This is a genomic window from Kitasatospora sp. NPDC059088 (assembly GCF_042738155.1).
Taxonomy (GTDB): Bacteria; Actinomycetota; Actinomycetes; order Streptomycetales; family Streptomycetaceae; genus Kitasatospora.
This window is the reverse complement of the sequence record NZ_JBHYGR010000035.1, coordinates 12,621-28,226: the sequence shown is the minus strand read 5'-3', so window position 1 is coordinate 28,226 and position 15,606 is coordinate 12,621. Positions and strand designations below refer to the sequence as shown.

Below are 15,606 nucleotides of genomic sequence, written 5' to 3'. Positions count from 1 at the left end.
GCCCCCGTTCCCCCCTGTGCTGATACTCGCCCCCAAGTACACCCAGGACCCACCGACCGCCCGCAACACGGGGCGGGGCCCCCCCCCCCGGGGGGGGGGGGGCGCCGCTCGGCAGAGCCGGGACGTCAGTCCTGGACGGCAGCCTTGAGCTGCTCCACGCGGTCGGTGCGCTCCCAGGTGAAGTCCGGCAGCTCACGGCCGAAGTGGCCGTACGCGGCGGTCTGGGAGTAGATCGGGCGCAGCAGGTCCAGGTCGCGGATGATCGCGGCCGGGCGCAGGTCGAAGACCTCGGAGACGGCCTTCTGGATGCTGAGGACCGGGACGGTCTCGGTGCCGAAGGTCTCCACGAACAGGCCGACCGGCTCGGCCTTGCCGATCGCGTACGCGACCTGCACCTCGGCGCGGCGGGCGAGGCCGGCGGCAACGATGTTCTTCGCCACCCAGCGCATCGCGTACGCGGCCGAGCGGTCCACCTTGGACGGGTCCTTGCCCGAGAAGGCGCCGCCACCGTGGCGGGCCATGCCGCCGTAGGTGTCGATGATGATCTTGCGGCCGGTGAGGCCGGCGTCGCCCATCGGGCCGCCGATCTCGAAGCGGCCGGTCGGGTTGACCAGCAGGCGGTAGCCCTCGGTGGTCAGCTTGATGCCCTGGTCGGCCAGCGCCTTGAGCTCCGGCTCCACGACGAACTCGCGGATGTCCGGGGTGAGCAGCGACTCCAGGTCGATGTCACTGGCGTGCTGGGTGGAGACGACCACGGTGTCGAGGCGGACGGCCTTGTCGCCGTCGTACTCGATGGTGACCTGGGTCTTGCCGTCGGGGCGCAGGTACGGGATGGTCCCGTTCTTGCGCACCTCGGTGAGGCGGCGGGAGAGGCGGTGCGCCAGGGTGATCGGCAGCGGCATCAGCTCGGGCGTCTCGTCGGACGCGTAGCCGAACATCAGGCCCTGGTCGCCGGCGCCCTGCTTGTCCAGGTCGTCCTCGTCGCCCTCGACCCGGGCCTCGTACGCGGTGTCGACACCCTGCGCGATGTCGGGCGACTGGGCACCGATGGACACCGACACGCCGCAGGAGGCGCCGTCGAAGCCCTTCTTGGAGCTGTCGTAGCCGATCTCCAGGATCTTGTCCCGGACGAGCTGGGCGATCGGGGCGTACGCCTTGGTGGTCACCTCGCCGGCCACGTGCACCTGGCCGGTCGTGATGAGCGTCTCCACGGCGACCCGGGAGGTCGGGTCCTCCCGCAGGAGAGCGTCAAGGATGGTGTCGCTGATCTGGTCAGCGATCTTGTCGGGGTGTCCCTCGGTCACGGACTCCGAGGTGAACAGGCGGCGAGACACAGCGCTCCCTGGGGTTGCAGCGGCTGCTGACTGAAGGCCCCCGGCGAACCGGGGACATCCGGAAAGACTTGATTCCTGGAGTCTAACCGGCTGCTTCCGCCGAACGTCACCCGCTTCCGGAAATCAAGAACGTTCTCCAGCGGGAATCCATCGGGAATCGAGCGGGAATCGATCAGTTCCGACCCGATTCCAGCCGCTTTGCCACCAGATCCCAGACCACGTCCGCGAGCACCTCCTTGGGGCCCACCGGTACGGGGGTCTCGGTGCCGTCCGCGCCCAGTACCACGGCCTCGTTGACGTCCTGCCCGAAGGCCTTGCCGTCGCCCACCTCGTTGACCACCAGCAGGTCGCACCCCTTCCGGGCGAGCTTGGCGCGGCCGTTGGCGAGCACGTCGTCGGTCTCCGCCGCGAAACCCACCACCAGTTGGCCCGAACGGGGGCGGTGCGCCGACAGCTCGGCCAGCACGTCGGGATTGCGGACCAGCGCGACCGGCGCCGGCTCGACCCCCTCGACCTTCTTGATCTTGCCGGTGGCGTACTCGGCGGGCCGGAAGTCCGCCACCGCCGCGGCCATCACCACGGCGTCCGCGGCCGCGGCCGCCGCCAGCGCCGCCTCGCGCAGCTCCAGCGCGGTCGAGACGTGCACCACGTCCACCCCGGCCGGGTCGGGCAGCTCGGCGTTGGCAGAGACGAGGGTCACCCGCGCCCCGCGGGCCGCGGCGGTCACGGCGAGCGCGTAGCCCTGCTTGCCGGAGGAGCGGTTGCCGAGGTAGCGCACCGGGTCCAGCGGCTCCCGGGTGCCGCCGGCCGAGACCACCAGGTGCCGGCCGGCCAGGTCGGTCGGCACCGCCCCGCCGCGGCGCAGCACGGCCCGGCAGGCCTCGAAGATCGCGCCGGGCTCGGGCAGCCGCCCCTTGCCGGTGTCCTTGCCGGTCAGCCGCCCGACGGCCGGCTCCAGCACGATCACGCCGCGGCGGCGCAGGGTGGCGACGTTCTCCCGGGTGGCGGGGTGCTCCCACATCTCGGTGTGCATCGCGGGCGCCACCACGACCGGACAGCGGGCGGTGAGCAGGGTGTTGGTGAGCAGGTCGTCGGCGAGCCCGTGGGCGGCCTTGGCGATCAGGTCGGCGGTGGCGGGGGCGACCACCACCAGGTCGGCCTGCTGGCCGATCCGCACGTGCGGCACCTCGTGCACGCGCTCCCAGGTCTCGGTGGCGGCCGGGCGGCCGGAGAGCGCGGCCCAGGTGGCCTCGCCGACGAAGTGCAGCGCCGCCGCGGTGGGCACCACGGTGACCTGGTGGCCGGACTCGGTGAACCGGCGCAGCAGCTCGCACGCCTTGTAGGCGGCGATCCCGCCGCTGACACCGAGGACCACGCGGGGGGCGTCCGCACTCGCGCTCATCTACCGGCCTTTCTCCGCATCGGGCACCCGACAGATCGGGAACCCGCCCACCCTACGACCCCTCGACGATCACTCGCACCGTGCCCCACCCCGACCGGGAGACGGCGAGCGGAAAACGCCGGAGGGCCCGGCGGAAGAATTCCGCCCGGCCCTCCGGGGAAGTTGCGGGGCTGCCTCAGGCGGCGCCCTCGACCGCCTCGGCGGTCAGCATGCCGGCGTTGATCTCGCGCAGCGCGATCGACAGCGGCTTCTCGTGCACGTGGGTGTCGACCAGCGGGCCGACGTACTCCAGCAGGCCCTCGCCGAGCTGGGAGTAGTAAGCGTTGATCTGGCGCGCGCGCTTGGCGGCGTAGATCACGAGGCTGTACTTCGAGTCGGTGGCCTCAAGCAGCTCGTCGATCGGCGGGTTGATGATGCCCTCGGGCGCGGTCATGGAAGAGGACACGCGAAAACCTTCCGAAAGGGTGGAAAAGACTGACAGGTCAGGCTACACCGAGCAAGGCTAGCAGTTCGGCCGCTACCTGCTCGACGGAGGTGTTGACAAGGGTTGTGTCGAACTCGGTCTCGGCCGCGAGCTCGATCGTGGCCGCCTCCAGCCGCCGCTCGATCACGTCCTGCGGCTCGGTGCCCCGGCCGGTCAGCCGACGGACCAGCTCGTCCCAGCTCGGCGGAGCCAGGAAGACCAGCTGGGCGTCGGGCATCGACTCGCGCACCTGGCGGGCGCCCTGGAGGTCGATCTCCAGCAGGACGGGCTCACCGCGCTCCAGCTTCTCCAGCACCGCCGCGCGCGGGGTGCCGTAGCGGTTCCCCGCGAACTCGGCCCATTCCAGCAGCTCGCCGTTGGCGATCAGCTTGTCGAACTCGTCGTTGTCGACGAAGTGGTACTGGACCCCGTTCTTCTCGCCGGGCCTCGGGTGACGGGTGGTGGCCGACACCGAGAGCCAGACCTCGGGGTACATCTTCCTCATATGAGCGACGACCGTGCTCTTGCCGACCCCCGAGGGGCCGGAGAGCACGGTCAGCCGCGGACGCTCACTCATGCACCGATTATCCCGGATCGCGGACGATCCTGGGACCACGGGGGCACGGTCAGGCGGCGCCACCGCCGAACTCCCGCTCCAGGGAGGCGATCTGGTTCGTTCCGAGACCGCGGACACGGCGGCTCTCGCTGATGCCGAGGCGCTCCATGATCTGCTTGGCACGAACCTTGCCGACGCCCGGAAGGGACTCCAGCAGGGCCGAGACCTTCATCTTGCCGATGACGTCGTTGTCATTCTTGCCGGCCTTGATCACCTCGTGCAGGGAGGCGCCGGAGTGCTTGAGCCGGTTCTTGACCTCGGCGCGCTCCCGGCGAGCCTCGGCGGCCTTGGCGAGCGCGGCGGTGCGCTGTTCAGGGGTAAGGGGCGGAAGAGCCACGCCGTTCACCTCAGGGTGTGGAAGGAAGGGATTGAGCTATGACTGGTTCGGTACCTAGGACACCGTCCGCAAGGGGAGCCCAATGGGGAACCACAGGGCCCTGACCTGCGGGAGCTACGGGTTCGCGGCTCGCCGATGACCTATCGCCGGACACTACCCGGATTGCGGCGCCGCGTCAGGAAAAGAACACGAAAAGTCCTGGTCAGCCAAGGCCGACCAGGACTTTCCAGGGCAAAATGACCGCGATTGCGAGACTTTGGCGGGCTCGATGTGACGGCGCTCACGTCAACTCCGGTGCCGCCCCGCCGTCCTGCGGACACTGCGCACGGTCACCGATCGGCTACCGCGGCCCCACCGGCCGGACCGCTCCGGCCACTTGACGGCGTCCGCCGGTGCCTACTTGACGGCGTCCGCGAACTCGCCGACGAAGCGCTCCGCCGCCGCCCGCAGCGCCGGAACCGACGGCCCGTGCTTGAGCACGTCCCGGCTGACGCTCGGCACCACGTTGATCACCGAGGCGCCGAACACCCGCGGCAGGTCCGCCATGGTCGCACCCTGGGCGCCGATCCCGGGGGCCAGCAGCGGGCCGTTGATGGCCAGGTCCACGCCCGCGTCGGCCAGCGTCGCGCCGACCACCGCGCCGAAGGAGCCCAGCGGCGCGGCGTCCGCGTTCTCCGCCGCCAGCTGGCGCAGCACGGAGGCCGCGACCGGCTCGCCGTCCGCCCCGACGGCGCGCTGCACCTCGGCGCCCTCCGGGTTGGAGGTGAGCGCCAGCGCGAACACCCCGCAGCCCTGCTCGCGGGCCAGGTCGAGGGCCGGGCGCAGCGACCCGAAGCCCAGGTACGGGCTGACCGTGACGGCGTCCGAGAACAGCGGGCTGCTCGGCGACAGGAAGGCCTCCGCGTAGGCGGCCATGGTGGAGCCGATGTCGCCGCGCTTGGCGTCCATCAGCACCAGCGCGCCGGCCGCCCGGGCCTCCTCGACGGCCTTCTCCAGCACCGCGACGCCCTTGCTGCCGAAGCGCTCGAAGAAGGCGGCCTGCGGCTTGAGCACCGCGACCCGGTCGGCCAGGGCCTCCACCACGGTGCGGCTGAACGTCTCCAGCCCCGCGAGGTCGTCGCCGAGCCCCCAGGCGGAGAGCAGGGAGGCGTGCGGGTCGATGCCGACGCAGAGCTGGCCGCGGGTGTCGAGGGCCTGGCGCAGCCGGGCGCCGAACGGGGCGAGGGTCATGTCGTCCTTTCCAGGGGTGGTACGGCCTGCTGCGAGACCGGTCAGGGGGTTCAGGCGCCGCGGACGGCGCTGCCGACGGCCGCGGCGAGGTCGCGGAAGCCCGCGGCCCGGATCCGGGCGGAGAGGCCCTTGTGGATCCGGCGGCACCAGAACGGACCCTCGTAGATGAAGGCGCTGTAGCCCTGCACCAGGTCGGCGCCGTGGATGATCCGCTGCCAGGCGTCCTCGGCGGTCTCCACGCCGCCGACCGAGACCAGGGTCAGCCGGCCGCCGGTGCGGGCGCGCAGCCGCTGGAGGACCTCCAGGGCGCGGGCCTTGAGCGGGGCGCCGGACAGGCCGCCCATGCCGATCTCCTCGACCCGCTGCGGGTCGGCGAGCAGGCCGCCGCGGCCGATCGTGGTGTTGGTGGCGATGATGCCGTCCAGGCCCAGCTCCAGGGCGAGGTCGGCGACGGCGTCGACGTCCTCGTCGGCCAGGTCCGGGGCGATCTTGACCAGCAGCGGCACGTGGTGCGCGGTGGCGCGGTCGGCGGCCTCGCGCACGGCGGCGAGCAGCGGGCGCAGGTGGTCGACGGCCTGGAGGTTGCGCAGCCCGGGGGTGTTCGGGGAGCTGACGTTGACCACCAGGTAGTCGGCGTACTTGGCCAGCCGCTCGGTCGACTTGACGTAGTCGGCGACGGCGTCGGCCTCCTCGACCACCTTGGTCTTGCCGATGTTGACGCCGATCACCGGGGTGGAGCTGGTGTGCGGGCGGGCCGCCAGCCGGGCCGCGACCCGGGCCGAGCCCTGGTTGTTGAAGCCCATCCGGTTGATCAGCGCGCGGTCCTCGACCAGGCGGAACAGCCGGGGCGCCGGGTTGCCGGGCTGGGGCTCCCCGGTGATGGTGCCGATCTCGACGTAGTCGAAGCCGAGCATGGCCAGGCCGTCGATGCCGACGCCGTTCTTGTCGAAGCCGGCCGCGAGCCCGAACGGGCCGGGCAGGTCGAGGCCGAGGGCCCGGGTGCGCAGCGCCCGGTCGCGCGGGGCGAGCACCAGCCGCACCAGGGTGCGCAGGCCGGGCACCGAGGAGGCGAGGCGGATCCAGAAGAAGGCCAGGTGGTGGGCCCTCTCCGGGTCCATCCTCTTGAAGACGAGGTCGAACAGGAACTTGTACAAAGCGGGATCAACTCCGAAGGCAGCAGCGGGTTCAGGGCGCGGGCGCAGCCCGTCGAAGGAAGGGGGGTGGCGGGCGACGGGCGGGCATACGAGTGGGGGGCACCAATCCGGCTCCGGTGCCCCCCACTGCGGTGGTGCTACTTGCGGCCGGCGTTGATCAGCTCGGCGTGCTCCTGGAGCGACATCACTCCGACCTCGTCGCGCAGCAGTGCGTCCATGCCCTGGACGGCCGCGCCCATCGCCTGGACGGTGGTCAGGCAGGGCACCCCGCGGGAGACCGCCGCGGTGCGGATCTCGTAGCCGTCCAGGCGCCCGCCGGTGCCGTACGGCGTGTTGATGATCAGGTCGACCTCGCCGTCGTGGATCAGCTGGACGATGGTCTTCTCACCGTTCGGGCCCTCGCCCTCGCTGTGCTTGCGCACCAGCGTGGACGGGATGCCGCCGCGCTGGAGCACCTCGGCGGTGCCGGCGGTGGCGAGCACCTCGAAGCCGAGGCCGACCAGCGCCCGGGCCGGGAAGACCAGGTTGCGCTTGTCCCGGTTGGCGACCGAGACGAAGACCTTGCCCTTGGTCGGCAGCGCGCCGTAGGCGCCGGCCTGGGCCTTGGCGTAGGCGGTGCCGAAGACCTTGTCGATGCCCATGACCTCACCGGTCGAGCGCATCTCCGGGCCGAGCACGGTGTCCACGCCGCGGCCGTGGATGTCGCGGAAGCGGCTCCACGGCATCACGGCCTCCTTGACCGCGATCGGCGCGTCGGCCGGCAGGGTGCCGCCGTCGCCCTCGGCCGGGAGCAGGCCCTCGGCGCGCAGCTCGGCGATGGTGGCGCCGAGCGAGACCCGGGCGGCGGCCTTGGCCAGCGGCACCGCGGTCGCCTTGGAGGTGAAGGGGACGGTACGGGAGGCGCGCGGGTTGGCCTCCAGCACGTAGAGGATGTCCCCGGCCAGCGCGAACTGGATGTTGATCAGGCCGCGGACGCCGACACCGCGCGCGATGGCCTCGGTGGAGGTGCGCAGGCGCTTGATGTCGTAGCCGCCGAGGGTGATCGGGGGCAGCGCGCAGGCGGAGTCGCCGGAGTGGATGCCGGCCTCCTCGATGTGCTCCATGACGCCGCCGAGGTAGAGCTCGGTGCCGTCGTAGAGCGCGTCGACGTCGATCTCCACCGCGTCGTCCAGGAAGCGGTCGATCAGCACCGGGTGCTCGGAGATCAGACCGGCGTGCCGCTCCAGGTAGGACGCGAGCGAGGCCTCGTCGTAGACGATCTCCATGCCGCGGCCGCCGAGCACGTAGGACGGGCGGGCCAGGACGGGGTAGCCGATCTCGTCGGCGATCGCCTTGGCCTCCGCGAAGGAGAAGGCGGTGCCGTGCTTGGGGGCGGGCAGTCCGGCGTCGCGCAGCACGCGGCCGAAGGCGCCGCGCTCCTCGGCGAGGTCGATCGCCTCGGGCTGGGTGCCGACGATCGGCACGCCGTTGTCCTTGAGCGCCTGGGCCAGGCCGAGCGGGGTCTGGCCGCCGAGCTGGACGATCACACCGGCCAGCGGACCGGCCTGCTGCTCGGCGTGGACGATCTCCAGCACGTCCTCCAGGGTGAGCGGCTCGAAGTAGAGCCGGTCGGAGGTGTCGTAGTCGGTGGAGACGGTCTCCGGGTTGCAGTTGACCATGACGGTCTCGAACCCGGCCTCGGCCAGCGCGAAGGAGGCGTGCACGCAGGAGTAGTCGAACTCGATGCCCTGGCCGATGCGGTTGGGGCCCGAGCCGAGGATGATCACGGCCGGCTTGGTGCGCGGGGCGACCTCGCTCTCCTCGTCGTAGGACGAGTAGAAGTACGGGGTCTTGGCGGCGAACTCGGCGGCGCAGGTGTCGACGGTCTTGAACACCGGGCGGATGCCGAGCGCGTGGCGCACCTCGCGGACGACGTCCGGGCGCAGGCCGCGGATCTCGCCGATCTGCTGGTCGGAGAAGCCGTGCCGCTTGGCGTGGCGCAGCAGCTCGGGGGTGAGCTCCTCGGCCTCGGCCAGCTCGCCGGCGATCTCGTCCAGCAGGAAGAGCTGGTCGACGAACCACGGGTCGATCTTCGTGTACTCGAAGACCTCCTCCGGGGTGGCGCCGGCCCGGATGGCGTCCATCACGGTGTTGATCCGGCCGTCGGTCGGCACGGTGGCCTTGACCAGCAGCTCGGTCTTCTCGCCGAGCGGGCTCGTCCAGGTGAACTGGGAGCCCTTCTTCTCCAGCGAGCGCAGCGCCTTCTGCAGCGCCTCGGGGAAGTTGCGGCCCATGGCCATGGCCTCGCCGACCGACTTCATGGTGGTGGTCAGCGTGGCGTCGGCGCTCGGGAACTTCTCGAACGCGAACCGCGGGACCTTCACCACGACGTAGTCGAGGGTCGGCTCGAAGGAGGCCGGGGTCTGCTCGGTGATGTCGTTGGGGATCTCGTCCAGGGTGTAGCCGACGGCCAGCTTGGCGGCGATCTTGGCGATCGGGAAGCCGGTGGCCTTGGAGGCGAGCGCCGAGGAGCGGGAGACGCGCGGGTTCATCTCGATGACGATGACCCGGCCGTCGTCGGGGTTGACGGCGAACTGGATGTTGCAGCCGCCGGTGTCGACGCCGACCTCGCGGATCACGGCGATGCCGATGTCGCGCAGGATCTGGTACTCGCGGTCGGTGAGGGTCATCGCCGGGGCGACGGTGATCGAGTCACCGGTGTGCACGCCCATCGGGTCGAAGTTCTCGATGGAGCAGACGACCACGACGTTGTCGTTCTTGTCGCGCATCAGCTCCAGCTCGTACTCCTTCCAGCCGAGGATGGACTCCTCCAGGAGCACCTCGGTGGTCGGCGAGAGGGCCAGGCCCTGGCCGGCGATCCGGCGCAGGTCCTCCTCGTGGTGGGCGAAGCCGGAGCCGGCGCCGCCCATGGTGAAGGAGGGGCGCACCACGACCGGGTAGCCGCCGAGCGTGTCGACGCCGGCCAGCACCTCGTCCATGGTGTGGCAGATGACCGAGCGGGCGGACTCGCCGTGGCCGATCTTGGCCTTGACGGCCTCGACGACGCCCTTGAACAGCTCGCGGTCCTCGCCCTTGTTGATCGCCACGACGTCGGCGCCGATCAGCTCGACGCCGTACTTCTCCAGCGTGCCGGCGCTGTGCAGCGAGATCGCGGTGTTGAGCGCGGTCTGGCCGCCCAGGGTCGGCAGCAGGGCGTCGGGGCGCTCCTTGGCGATGATCTTCTCGACGAAGTCCGGGGTGATCGGCTCGACGTAGGTGGCGTCGGCGATCTCCGGGTCGGTCATGATCGTGGCCGGGTTGGAGTTGACCAGCACGACCCGCAGGCCCTCGGCCTTGAGGACGCGGCAGGCCTGGGTGCCCGAGTAGTCGAACTCGGCGGCCTGGCCGATGACGATCGGGCCGGAGCCGATCACCAGGACGGACTTGATGTCACTGCGCTTAGGCACGCTGGCCCTCCATGAGCTTCACGAAGCGGTCGAACAGGTAGGCGGCGTCGTGCGGGCCGGCGGCCGCTTCGGGGTGGTACTGCACGCTGAAGGCGGGGACGTCGAGTGCCTGGAGGCCCTCGACCACGTCGTCGTTGAGGCAGACGTGGGAGACCTCGACCCGCCCGTAGGGGGTGTCGCTCACCTTGTCCAGCGGCGCGTTCACGGCGAAGCCGTGGTTGTGGGCGGTCACCTCGACCTTGCCGGTGGTGCGGTCCTGCACCGGCTGGTTGATGCCGCGGTGGCCGTACTTGAGCTTGTAGGTGCCGAAGCCGAGGGCGCGGCCGAGGATCTGGTTGCCGAAGCAGATCCCGAAGAACGGGGTCGCCCGCTCCAGCACGCCCTGCGCGACGGCGACCTGGTGGTCGGCGGTGGCCGGGTCGCCCGGGCCGTTGGAGAAGAAGACGCCGTCCGGGTTGACGGCGTAGACGTCCTCCAGGCTGGAGTCGGCGGGCAGCACGTGCACCTCGATGCCGCGCTCGGCCATCCGCTGCGGGGTCATCGCCTTGATGCCGAGGTCCAGCGCGGCGACGGTGAACTTCTTCTCACCGACGGCGGGCACGATGTACGGCTCGGTGGTGGCGACCTCGGCGCACAGGTCGGCGCCCTTCATCTCGGGCGACTGCTGAACCCGGGCGAGCAGGGCGGCCGGGTCGGCCAGCGCCTCGCCGGAGAAGATCCCGCAGCGCATCGCGCCGCGCTCGCGCAGGTGGCGGGTCAGCGCGCGGGTGTCGATGCCGCTGATGCCGACGACGCCCTGGCGGGTCAGCTCCTCGTCCAGCGAGCGGCGGGAGCGCCAGTTGGAGGCCACCCGGGCGGGGTCGCGCACGACGTAGCCGGCGACCCAGATCTGCTTGGACTCGTCGTCCTCGTCGTTCCAGCCGGTGTTGCCGATCTGCGGCGCGGTCATCACGACCACCTGGCGGTGGTACGACGGGTCGGTGAGGGTCTCCTGGTAGCCGGACATGCCGGTGTTGAAGACCGCCTCGCCGAAGGTCTCGCCGGTCGCGCCGTAGGCCTGGCCGCGGAAGGTCCGGCCGTCCTCCAGGACGAGCACGGCCGGGATGCGCTCCCGCCGTTGGCGCTGCGTGGTGGGGGCAGGTGCGGTCATTGCGCGGCCTCTTCCGTCTTCTTCGTCTTCGTGGTACGTGTTGCGAGCTCGTTGATCGCCTCGACCCAGGCGGCGTGCTCGTCGGGGTGGTCGGCCCGGAAGCCGGAGTCCAGCTCGGTGCCCTCGTGGGCCCAGGTGACGACCAGCAGTCCGGAGGGGACGACCTTCCCGGCGATCCCGGAGTCCGTCCGGGCACCGGTGAGGTGCTCGGCCGGGATCCAGAAGTCGACGTCGCCGGGGCGCTGCACCAGCAGCCCGTCCGTGCCGAGGGTGAGGTCGGCCCGGCTGCGGGTGCCCAGGCCGTGCGCGACGACCCGGTCGAGCCAGTTCCCGGCGGTGGTGCTGCCGTGGTACCGCCCGCTGGTCTCCAGGATGGTGCGTCCGGCACGGGCCGGCACGGCGGGCAGCGGCGGGATCCCGGACTGCAGGGTCCGGCGCCAGTTCCAGCCCTGGCGCATCAGCCAGTAGATCAGGCCGATGACGAGCATCAGTCCGACCGCCCAGCCGATGTAGTCCGGCCAGTCGGTGACCCTCGCCTGCTCCCTGGCCAGCGACGCGTAGCCGGTCACGCCAGGCCGCCCTGCTCGGCCGGCTCGCCGGCCAGCACGGTGGCGCGGCCGCGCAGGAAGGTGGCGTGCACCCGTCCGGGCAGGTCCATGCCCTTGTAGGGGGTGTTGCGGCTGCGGGTGGCGAAGCTCTCGGGGTTCACGGCCCCACGGTACGCGGGATCGAAGAGCACCAGGTTGGCGGGCTCACCCACCGAGATCGGCCGGCCGTGCCCGGTGAGACGGCCGATCCGGGCCGGGCGGTGCGACATCCGGTCGGCGACGCCCTCCCAGTTCAGCAGGCCGGTGTCGACCATGGTCTGCTGGACGACCGACAGCGCGGTCTCCAGGCCGACCATGCCCATCGCGGCCACGGCCCACTCGCAGTCCTTGTCCTCGGCCGGGTGCGGCGCGTGGTCGGTGGCGACGGCGTCGATGGTGCCGTCGGCCAGCGCCTTGCGCAGCGCCTGGACGTCCTCGGCGGTGCGCAGCGGCGGGTTCACCTTGTACACCGGGTCGTAGGAGCGGACCAGCTCGTCGGTGAGCAGCAGGTGGTGCGGGGTCACCTCGGCGGTGACGTCCCAGCCCTTGGACTTGGCCCAGCGGACGATCTCGACCGAGCCGGCCGTGGAGAGGTGGCAGACGTGCAGCCGGGAGCCGACGTGCGCGGCGAGCAGCACGTCGCGGGCGATGATCGACTCCTCGGCGACGGCCGGCCAGCCGCCGAGCCCGAGCTCGCCGGAGACCTGGCCCTCGTTCATCTGGGCGCCCTCGGTCAGCCGTGGCTCCTGGGCGTGCTGGGCGACGACGCCGTCGAAGGCCTTGACGTACTCCAGGGCGCGGCGCATCAGCACCGCGTCGTCCACGCACTTGCCGTCGTCGGAGAAGACCCGGACGCCGGCCGCGGACTCGTGCATCGCGCCGAGCTCGGCGAGCTTCTTGCCGCCCAGGCCGACGGTGACGGCGCCGACCGGCTGCACGTCGCAGTAGCCGGCCTCCTGGCCGAGCCGCCAGACCTGCTCGACCACGCCCGCGGTGTCGGCCACCGGGGTGGTGTTGGCCATCGCGTGCACGGCGGTGAAGCCGCCCATCGCGGCGGCCCGGGTGCCGGTGAGCACGGTCTCGGCGTCCTCGCGGCCGGGCTCGCGCAGGTGGGTGTGCAGGTCGACCAGGCCGGGCAGGACGATCATGCCGGTGGCGTCGATCTCGATGTCCGCCTCGACCGCCAGGCCGGTGCCGATCTCCTGGATGACGCCGTCGGCGAGGTGGAGGTCCTGCGGGGCGCCGCCCAGGATCTTGGCGTTGCGGATCAGGTAGCTGGTCACTGGGCGGTCTCCACGGAGTCGGTGCGGGGGGCGGCGGCGGTGTCTGCGAGGGTGGCCCCGCCGAGCAGCAGGTACAGGACGGCCATCCGGACGGAGACGCCGTTGGCGACCTGCTCGACCACGGTGCAGCGCGGCGAGTCGGCGACCTCGGCGGTGATCTCCATGCCGCGGACCATCGGGCCGGGGTGCATCACGATGGCGTGCCCGGGCAGCTGGGCCATCCGGAGGCCGTTCATGCCGTAGCGGCGGCTGTACTCGCGCTCGGTCGGGAAGAACGCGGCGTTCATCCGCTCGCGCTGCACCCGCAGCATCATCAGCGCGTCGGTCTTGGGCAGCACGCTGTCGAGGTCGTAGCTGACCTCGCAGGGCCAGTTCTCGATGCCGATCGGCAGCAGGGTCGGCGGGGCGACGAAGGTCACCTGGGCGCCGAGGGTGGTCAGCAGGTGCACGTTGGAGCGGGCGACCCGGCTGTGCAGGATGTCGCCGACGATGGTGACCCGGCGCCCGGCCAGGTCGTTGCCCAGGCCGGCGTTGAGGTGGCGGCGCATGGTGAAGGCGTCGAGCAGGGCCTGGGTGGGGTGCTCGTGGGTGCCGTCGCCGGCGTTGATCACGCTGCCGTGCAGCCAGTCGGACTGGGCCAGCCGAGCCGGCGCGCCCGAGGCGTGGTGGCGGATGACGACCGCGTCGGCCCCCATCGCCTGGAGGGTGAGCGCGGTGTCCTTGAGGCTCTCGCCCTTGGAGACCGAGGAGCCCTTGGCGGAGAAGTTGATGACGTCCGCGGACAGTCGCTTCTCGGCGGCCTCGAAGGAGGTCTTGGTGCGGGTGGAGTCCTCGAAGAAGAGGTTGACGACGGTGCGGCCGCGCAGCGTGGGCAGCTTCTTGACGGCCCGGCCGGAGAGCTGGGCGAGCTCCTCGGCGGTGTCCAGGATCAGCAGCGCGTCGTCGCGGCTGAGATCGGCGGCGGAGACGAGGTGGCGCTTCACGCGGCTACTCCGGGAGGTGCGGTTCGGTGGGCTGGGAGGCCATGGCCTGCGAGCTGCGGGCGGCGTGGTCGCGGTCGCCGACCAGTACGGCGTCCACGCCGTCGGTGTCGGCCAGGCGGACCTGCACGGCCTCGCGCAGCGAGGTGGGGAGGTTCTTGCCCACGTAGTCCGCCCGGATCGGCAGCTCGCGGTGGCCGCGGTCGACCAGGACGGCGAGCTGCACGGCGCGCGGGCGGCCGATGTCGTTCAGCGCGTCCAGCGCGGCGCGGATGGTGCGGCCGGAGAACAGCACGTCGTCGACGAGGATGACCAGCTTGCCGTCGATGCCGCCGGGCGGGATCTCGGTGTGCTCCAGGGCGCGGGCGGGCTTCAACCGCAGGTCGTCCCGGTACATGGTGATGTCCAGGGTGCCCAGCGGGATCTCGCGCCCGGTGATCTGGGCCAGCCGGCCGTGCAGGCGGCGGGCGAGGTGGACGCCCCTGGTGTGGATGCCGAGCAGCACGACGTCCTCCGCGCCCTTGGCGCGCTCGACGATCTCGTGCGCTATCCGGGTGACGACCCGGGCGATGTCCGTGCCGTCCAGCACCTGGTGCGGCGGTCGCGGCGTGGGTTCCTGATGTGTGGTCATGCCGAAGCGGACCTCCTTCCCCGCCTCACTGGACGGGCCTTAAAGGATGTCTGGGATTGGGCCCCCGCCGACCGGGCGTGGGCTTCGGGTCATCCTATCAGCGCGCCGCACGGCAAACGGACCTCCATCATTCCGCTTCTCCGGGTTCACGCACCGGATGCGCCGATGATGCGGGCCATTCGCACGACTGCCCCATTCGGCTTGACGCAACTACCTTACTCTACGTAACCTCACAGTGAGTTACGAGACAGGCGTCGAACCCACCGGTAACGACGCCGGCAACGCCCGTGACCCACCACTGAACGCGAAGCAATCTCGTCCGGGGAGATCAATGTCCAGCGACTACGCGAAGCAGCTCGGAGGCAAGCTCCGAGCGATCCGCACTCAGCAGGGGCTCTCCCTGCACGGTGTCGAGGAGAAGTCCCAGGGGCGCTGGAAGGCAGTCGTCGTCGGCTCGTACGAGCGCGGCGACCGTGCGGTCACCGTGCAGCGGCTGGCCGAGCTCGCCGAGTTCTACGGCGTGCCGGTGCAGGAACTGCTGCCCGGAGGCACCCCCGGCGGCGCGGCCGAGCCGCCGCCGCGCCTGGTCCTCGACCTGGAGAGACTGACCCAGGTGCCGTCCGAGAAGGCCGGTCCGCTACAGCGCTACGCGGCGACCATCCAGAGCCAGCGCGGCGACTACAACGGCAAGGTCCTCTCGATCCGCCAGGACGACCTGCGCACGCTGGCCGTGATCTACGACCAGTCGCCGTCGATCCTCACCGAGCAGCTGATCTCCTGGGGCGTGCTCAACCCCGACGCGCGCCGCGCGGTGCGCGAGGAGGACGCGAGCTGACGCTCGCGCTCCGGCTCCGCCGGAAAAGCGGGCCTCGGCCTGCAACGGCTTGCAGAAACGTCACGGCGCGGCCCCCCGGGTGCGGGGGGGCGCGCGCGGGGGGGGCCGGGGGGGCCGCCGGCCGACGTCCCGGCCCGGCGCTGAGGCGGGGGTCGCGC

At 71.5% G+C, this 15,606-nt stretch carries 14 protein-coding genes; 1 reads left to right on the top strand and 13 read right to left on the bottom strand.

Going from position 1 to position 15,606, the window contains the following annotated elements:
• Window positions 1–125 precede the first annotated feature (125 nt).
• The 13 genes from metK to pyrR form a co-directional block, all read right to left on the bottom strand.
• Window positions 126–1,334, bottom strand: coding sequence for a methionine adenosyltransferase (metK, locus tag ACFWXO_RS17930; RefSeq protein ID WP_375889924.1), 1,209 nt, complete (start codon window positions 1,332–1,334; stop codon window positions 126–128).
• 172 nt (window positions 1,335–1,506) lie between these two features.
• Window positions 1,507–2,736: a bifunctional phosphopantothenoylcysteine decarboxylase/phosphopantothenate--cysteine ligase CoaBC gene (gene coaBC / locus ACFWXO_RS17925; RefSeq protein ID WP_380524826.1), complete on the bottom strand. Its 1,230-nt coding sequence runs from the start codon at window positions 2,734–2,736 to the stop codon at window positions 1,507–1,509.
• Between the two features lie 175 nt (window positions 2,737–2,911).
• The gene (gene rpoZ, locus ACFWXO_RS17920; protein ID WP_188297240.1) at window positions 2,912–3,181 is read right to left on the bottom strand and encodes a DNA-directed RNA polymerase subunit omega; all 270 of its coding nucleotides are present in this window, start codon (window positions 3,179–3,181) and stop codon (window positions 2,912–2,914) included.
• Window positions 3,182–3,218: 37 nt separating this feature from the next.
• Window positions 3,219–3,776, bottom strand: a complete 558-nt coding sequence (gene gmk, locus ACFWXO_RS17915) for a guanylate kinase (protein ID WP_375889928.1) — start codon at window positions 3,774–3,776, stop codon at window positions 3,219–3,221.
• A 49-nt stretch (window positions 3,777–3,825) separates the two neighbouring features.
• Window positions 3,826–4,152 (bottom strand): integration host factor, actinobacterial type, encoded by a 327-nt coding sequence (gene mihF, locus ACFWXO_RS17910; protein ID WP_030290269.1) that lies wholly within the window; start codon window positions 4,150–4,152, stop codon window positions 3,826–3,828.
• A gap of 396 nt (window positions 4,153–4,548) precedes the next feature.
• Window positions 4,549–5,382 (bottom strand): orotidine-5'-phosphate decarboxylase, encoded by an 834-nt coding sequence (gene pyrF / locus ACFWXO_RS17905; RefSeq protein WP_375889930.1) that lies wholly within the window; start codon window positions 5,380–5,382, stop codon window positions 4,549–4,551.
• Between the two features lie 50 nt (window positions 5,383–5,432).
• Entirely contained in the window at window positions 5,433–6,536 is a 1,104-nt protein-coding gene (locus tag ACFWXO_RS17900) for a quinone-dependent dihydroorotate dehydrogenase (RefSeq protein WP_380524825.1), read from the bottom strand.
• A gap of 137 nt (window positions 6,537–6,673) precedes the next feature.
• A complete protein-coding gene (gene carB / locus ACFWXO_RS17895; RefSeq protein ID WP_375889933.1) occupies window positions 6,674–9,982 on the bottom strand; it encodes a carbamoyl-phosphate synthase large subunit in 3,309 nt (1,102 codons plus the stop codon).
• A complete protein-coding gene (gene carA / locus ACFWXO_RS17890) occupies window positions 9,975–11,132 on the bottom strand; it encodes a glutamine-hydrolyzing carbamoyl-phosphate synthase small subunit (RefSeq protein ID WP_380524824.1) in 1,158 nt (385 codons plus the stop codon). Before carA ends, carB begins: the two co-directional genes overlap by 8 nt.
• Window positions 11,129–11,701: a hypothetical protein gene (locus tag ACFWXO_RS17885; RefSeq protein WP_375889937.1), complete on the bottom strand. Its 573-nt coding sequence runs from the start codon at window positions 11,699–11,701 to the stop codon at window positions 11,129–11,131. The genes carA and ACFWXO_RS17885 overlap by 4 nt, the downstream gene beginning before the upstream one ends.
• Entirely contained in the window at window positions 11,698–13,002 is a 1,305-nt protein-coding gene (locus ACFWXO_RS17880; protein ID WP_380524823.1) for a dihydroorotase, read from the bottom strand. Before ACFWXO_RS17880 ends, ACFWXO_RS17885 begins: the two co-directional genes overlap by 4 nt.
• Complete coding sequence (locus ACFWXO_RS17875; RefSeq protein ID WP_375889941.1) at window positions 12,999–13,985, bottom strand: aspartate carbamoyltransferase catalytic subunit; 987 nt, start codon at window positions 13,983–13,985, stop codon at window positions 12,999–13,001. The genes ACFWXO_RS17880 and ACFWXO_RS17875 overlap by 4 nt, the downstream gene beginning before the upstream one ends.
• A gap of 4 nt (window positions 13,986–13,989) precedes the next feature.
• On the bottom strand, window positions 13,990–14,613 hold the full coding sequence (gene pyrR / locus ACFWXO_RS17870; RefSeq protein WP_380401474.1) for a bifunctional pyr operon transcriptional regulator/uracil phosphoribosyltransferase PyrR: 624 nt from the start codon (window positions 14,611–14,613) through the stop codon (window positions 13,990–13,992).
• Between the two features lie 331 nt (window positions 14,614–14,944).
• Between pyrR and ACFWXO_RS17865 the strand changes: the two genes are divergently transcribed.
• Window positions 14,945–15,448, top strand: a complete 504-nt coding sequence (locus ACFWXO_RS17865; RefSeq protein WP_030056198.1) for a transcriptional regulator — start codon at window positions 14,945–14,947, stop codon at window positions 15,446–15,448.
• Window positions 15,449–15,606 lie beyond the last annotated feature (158 nt).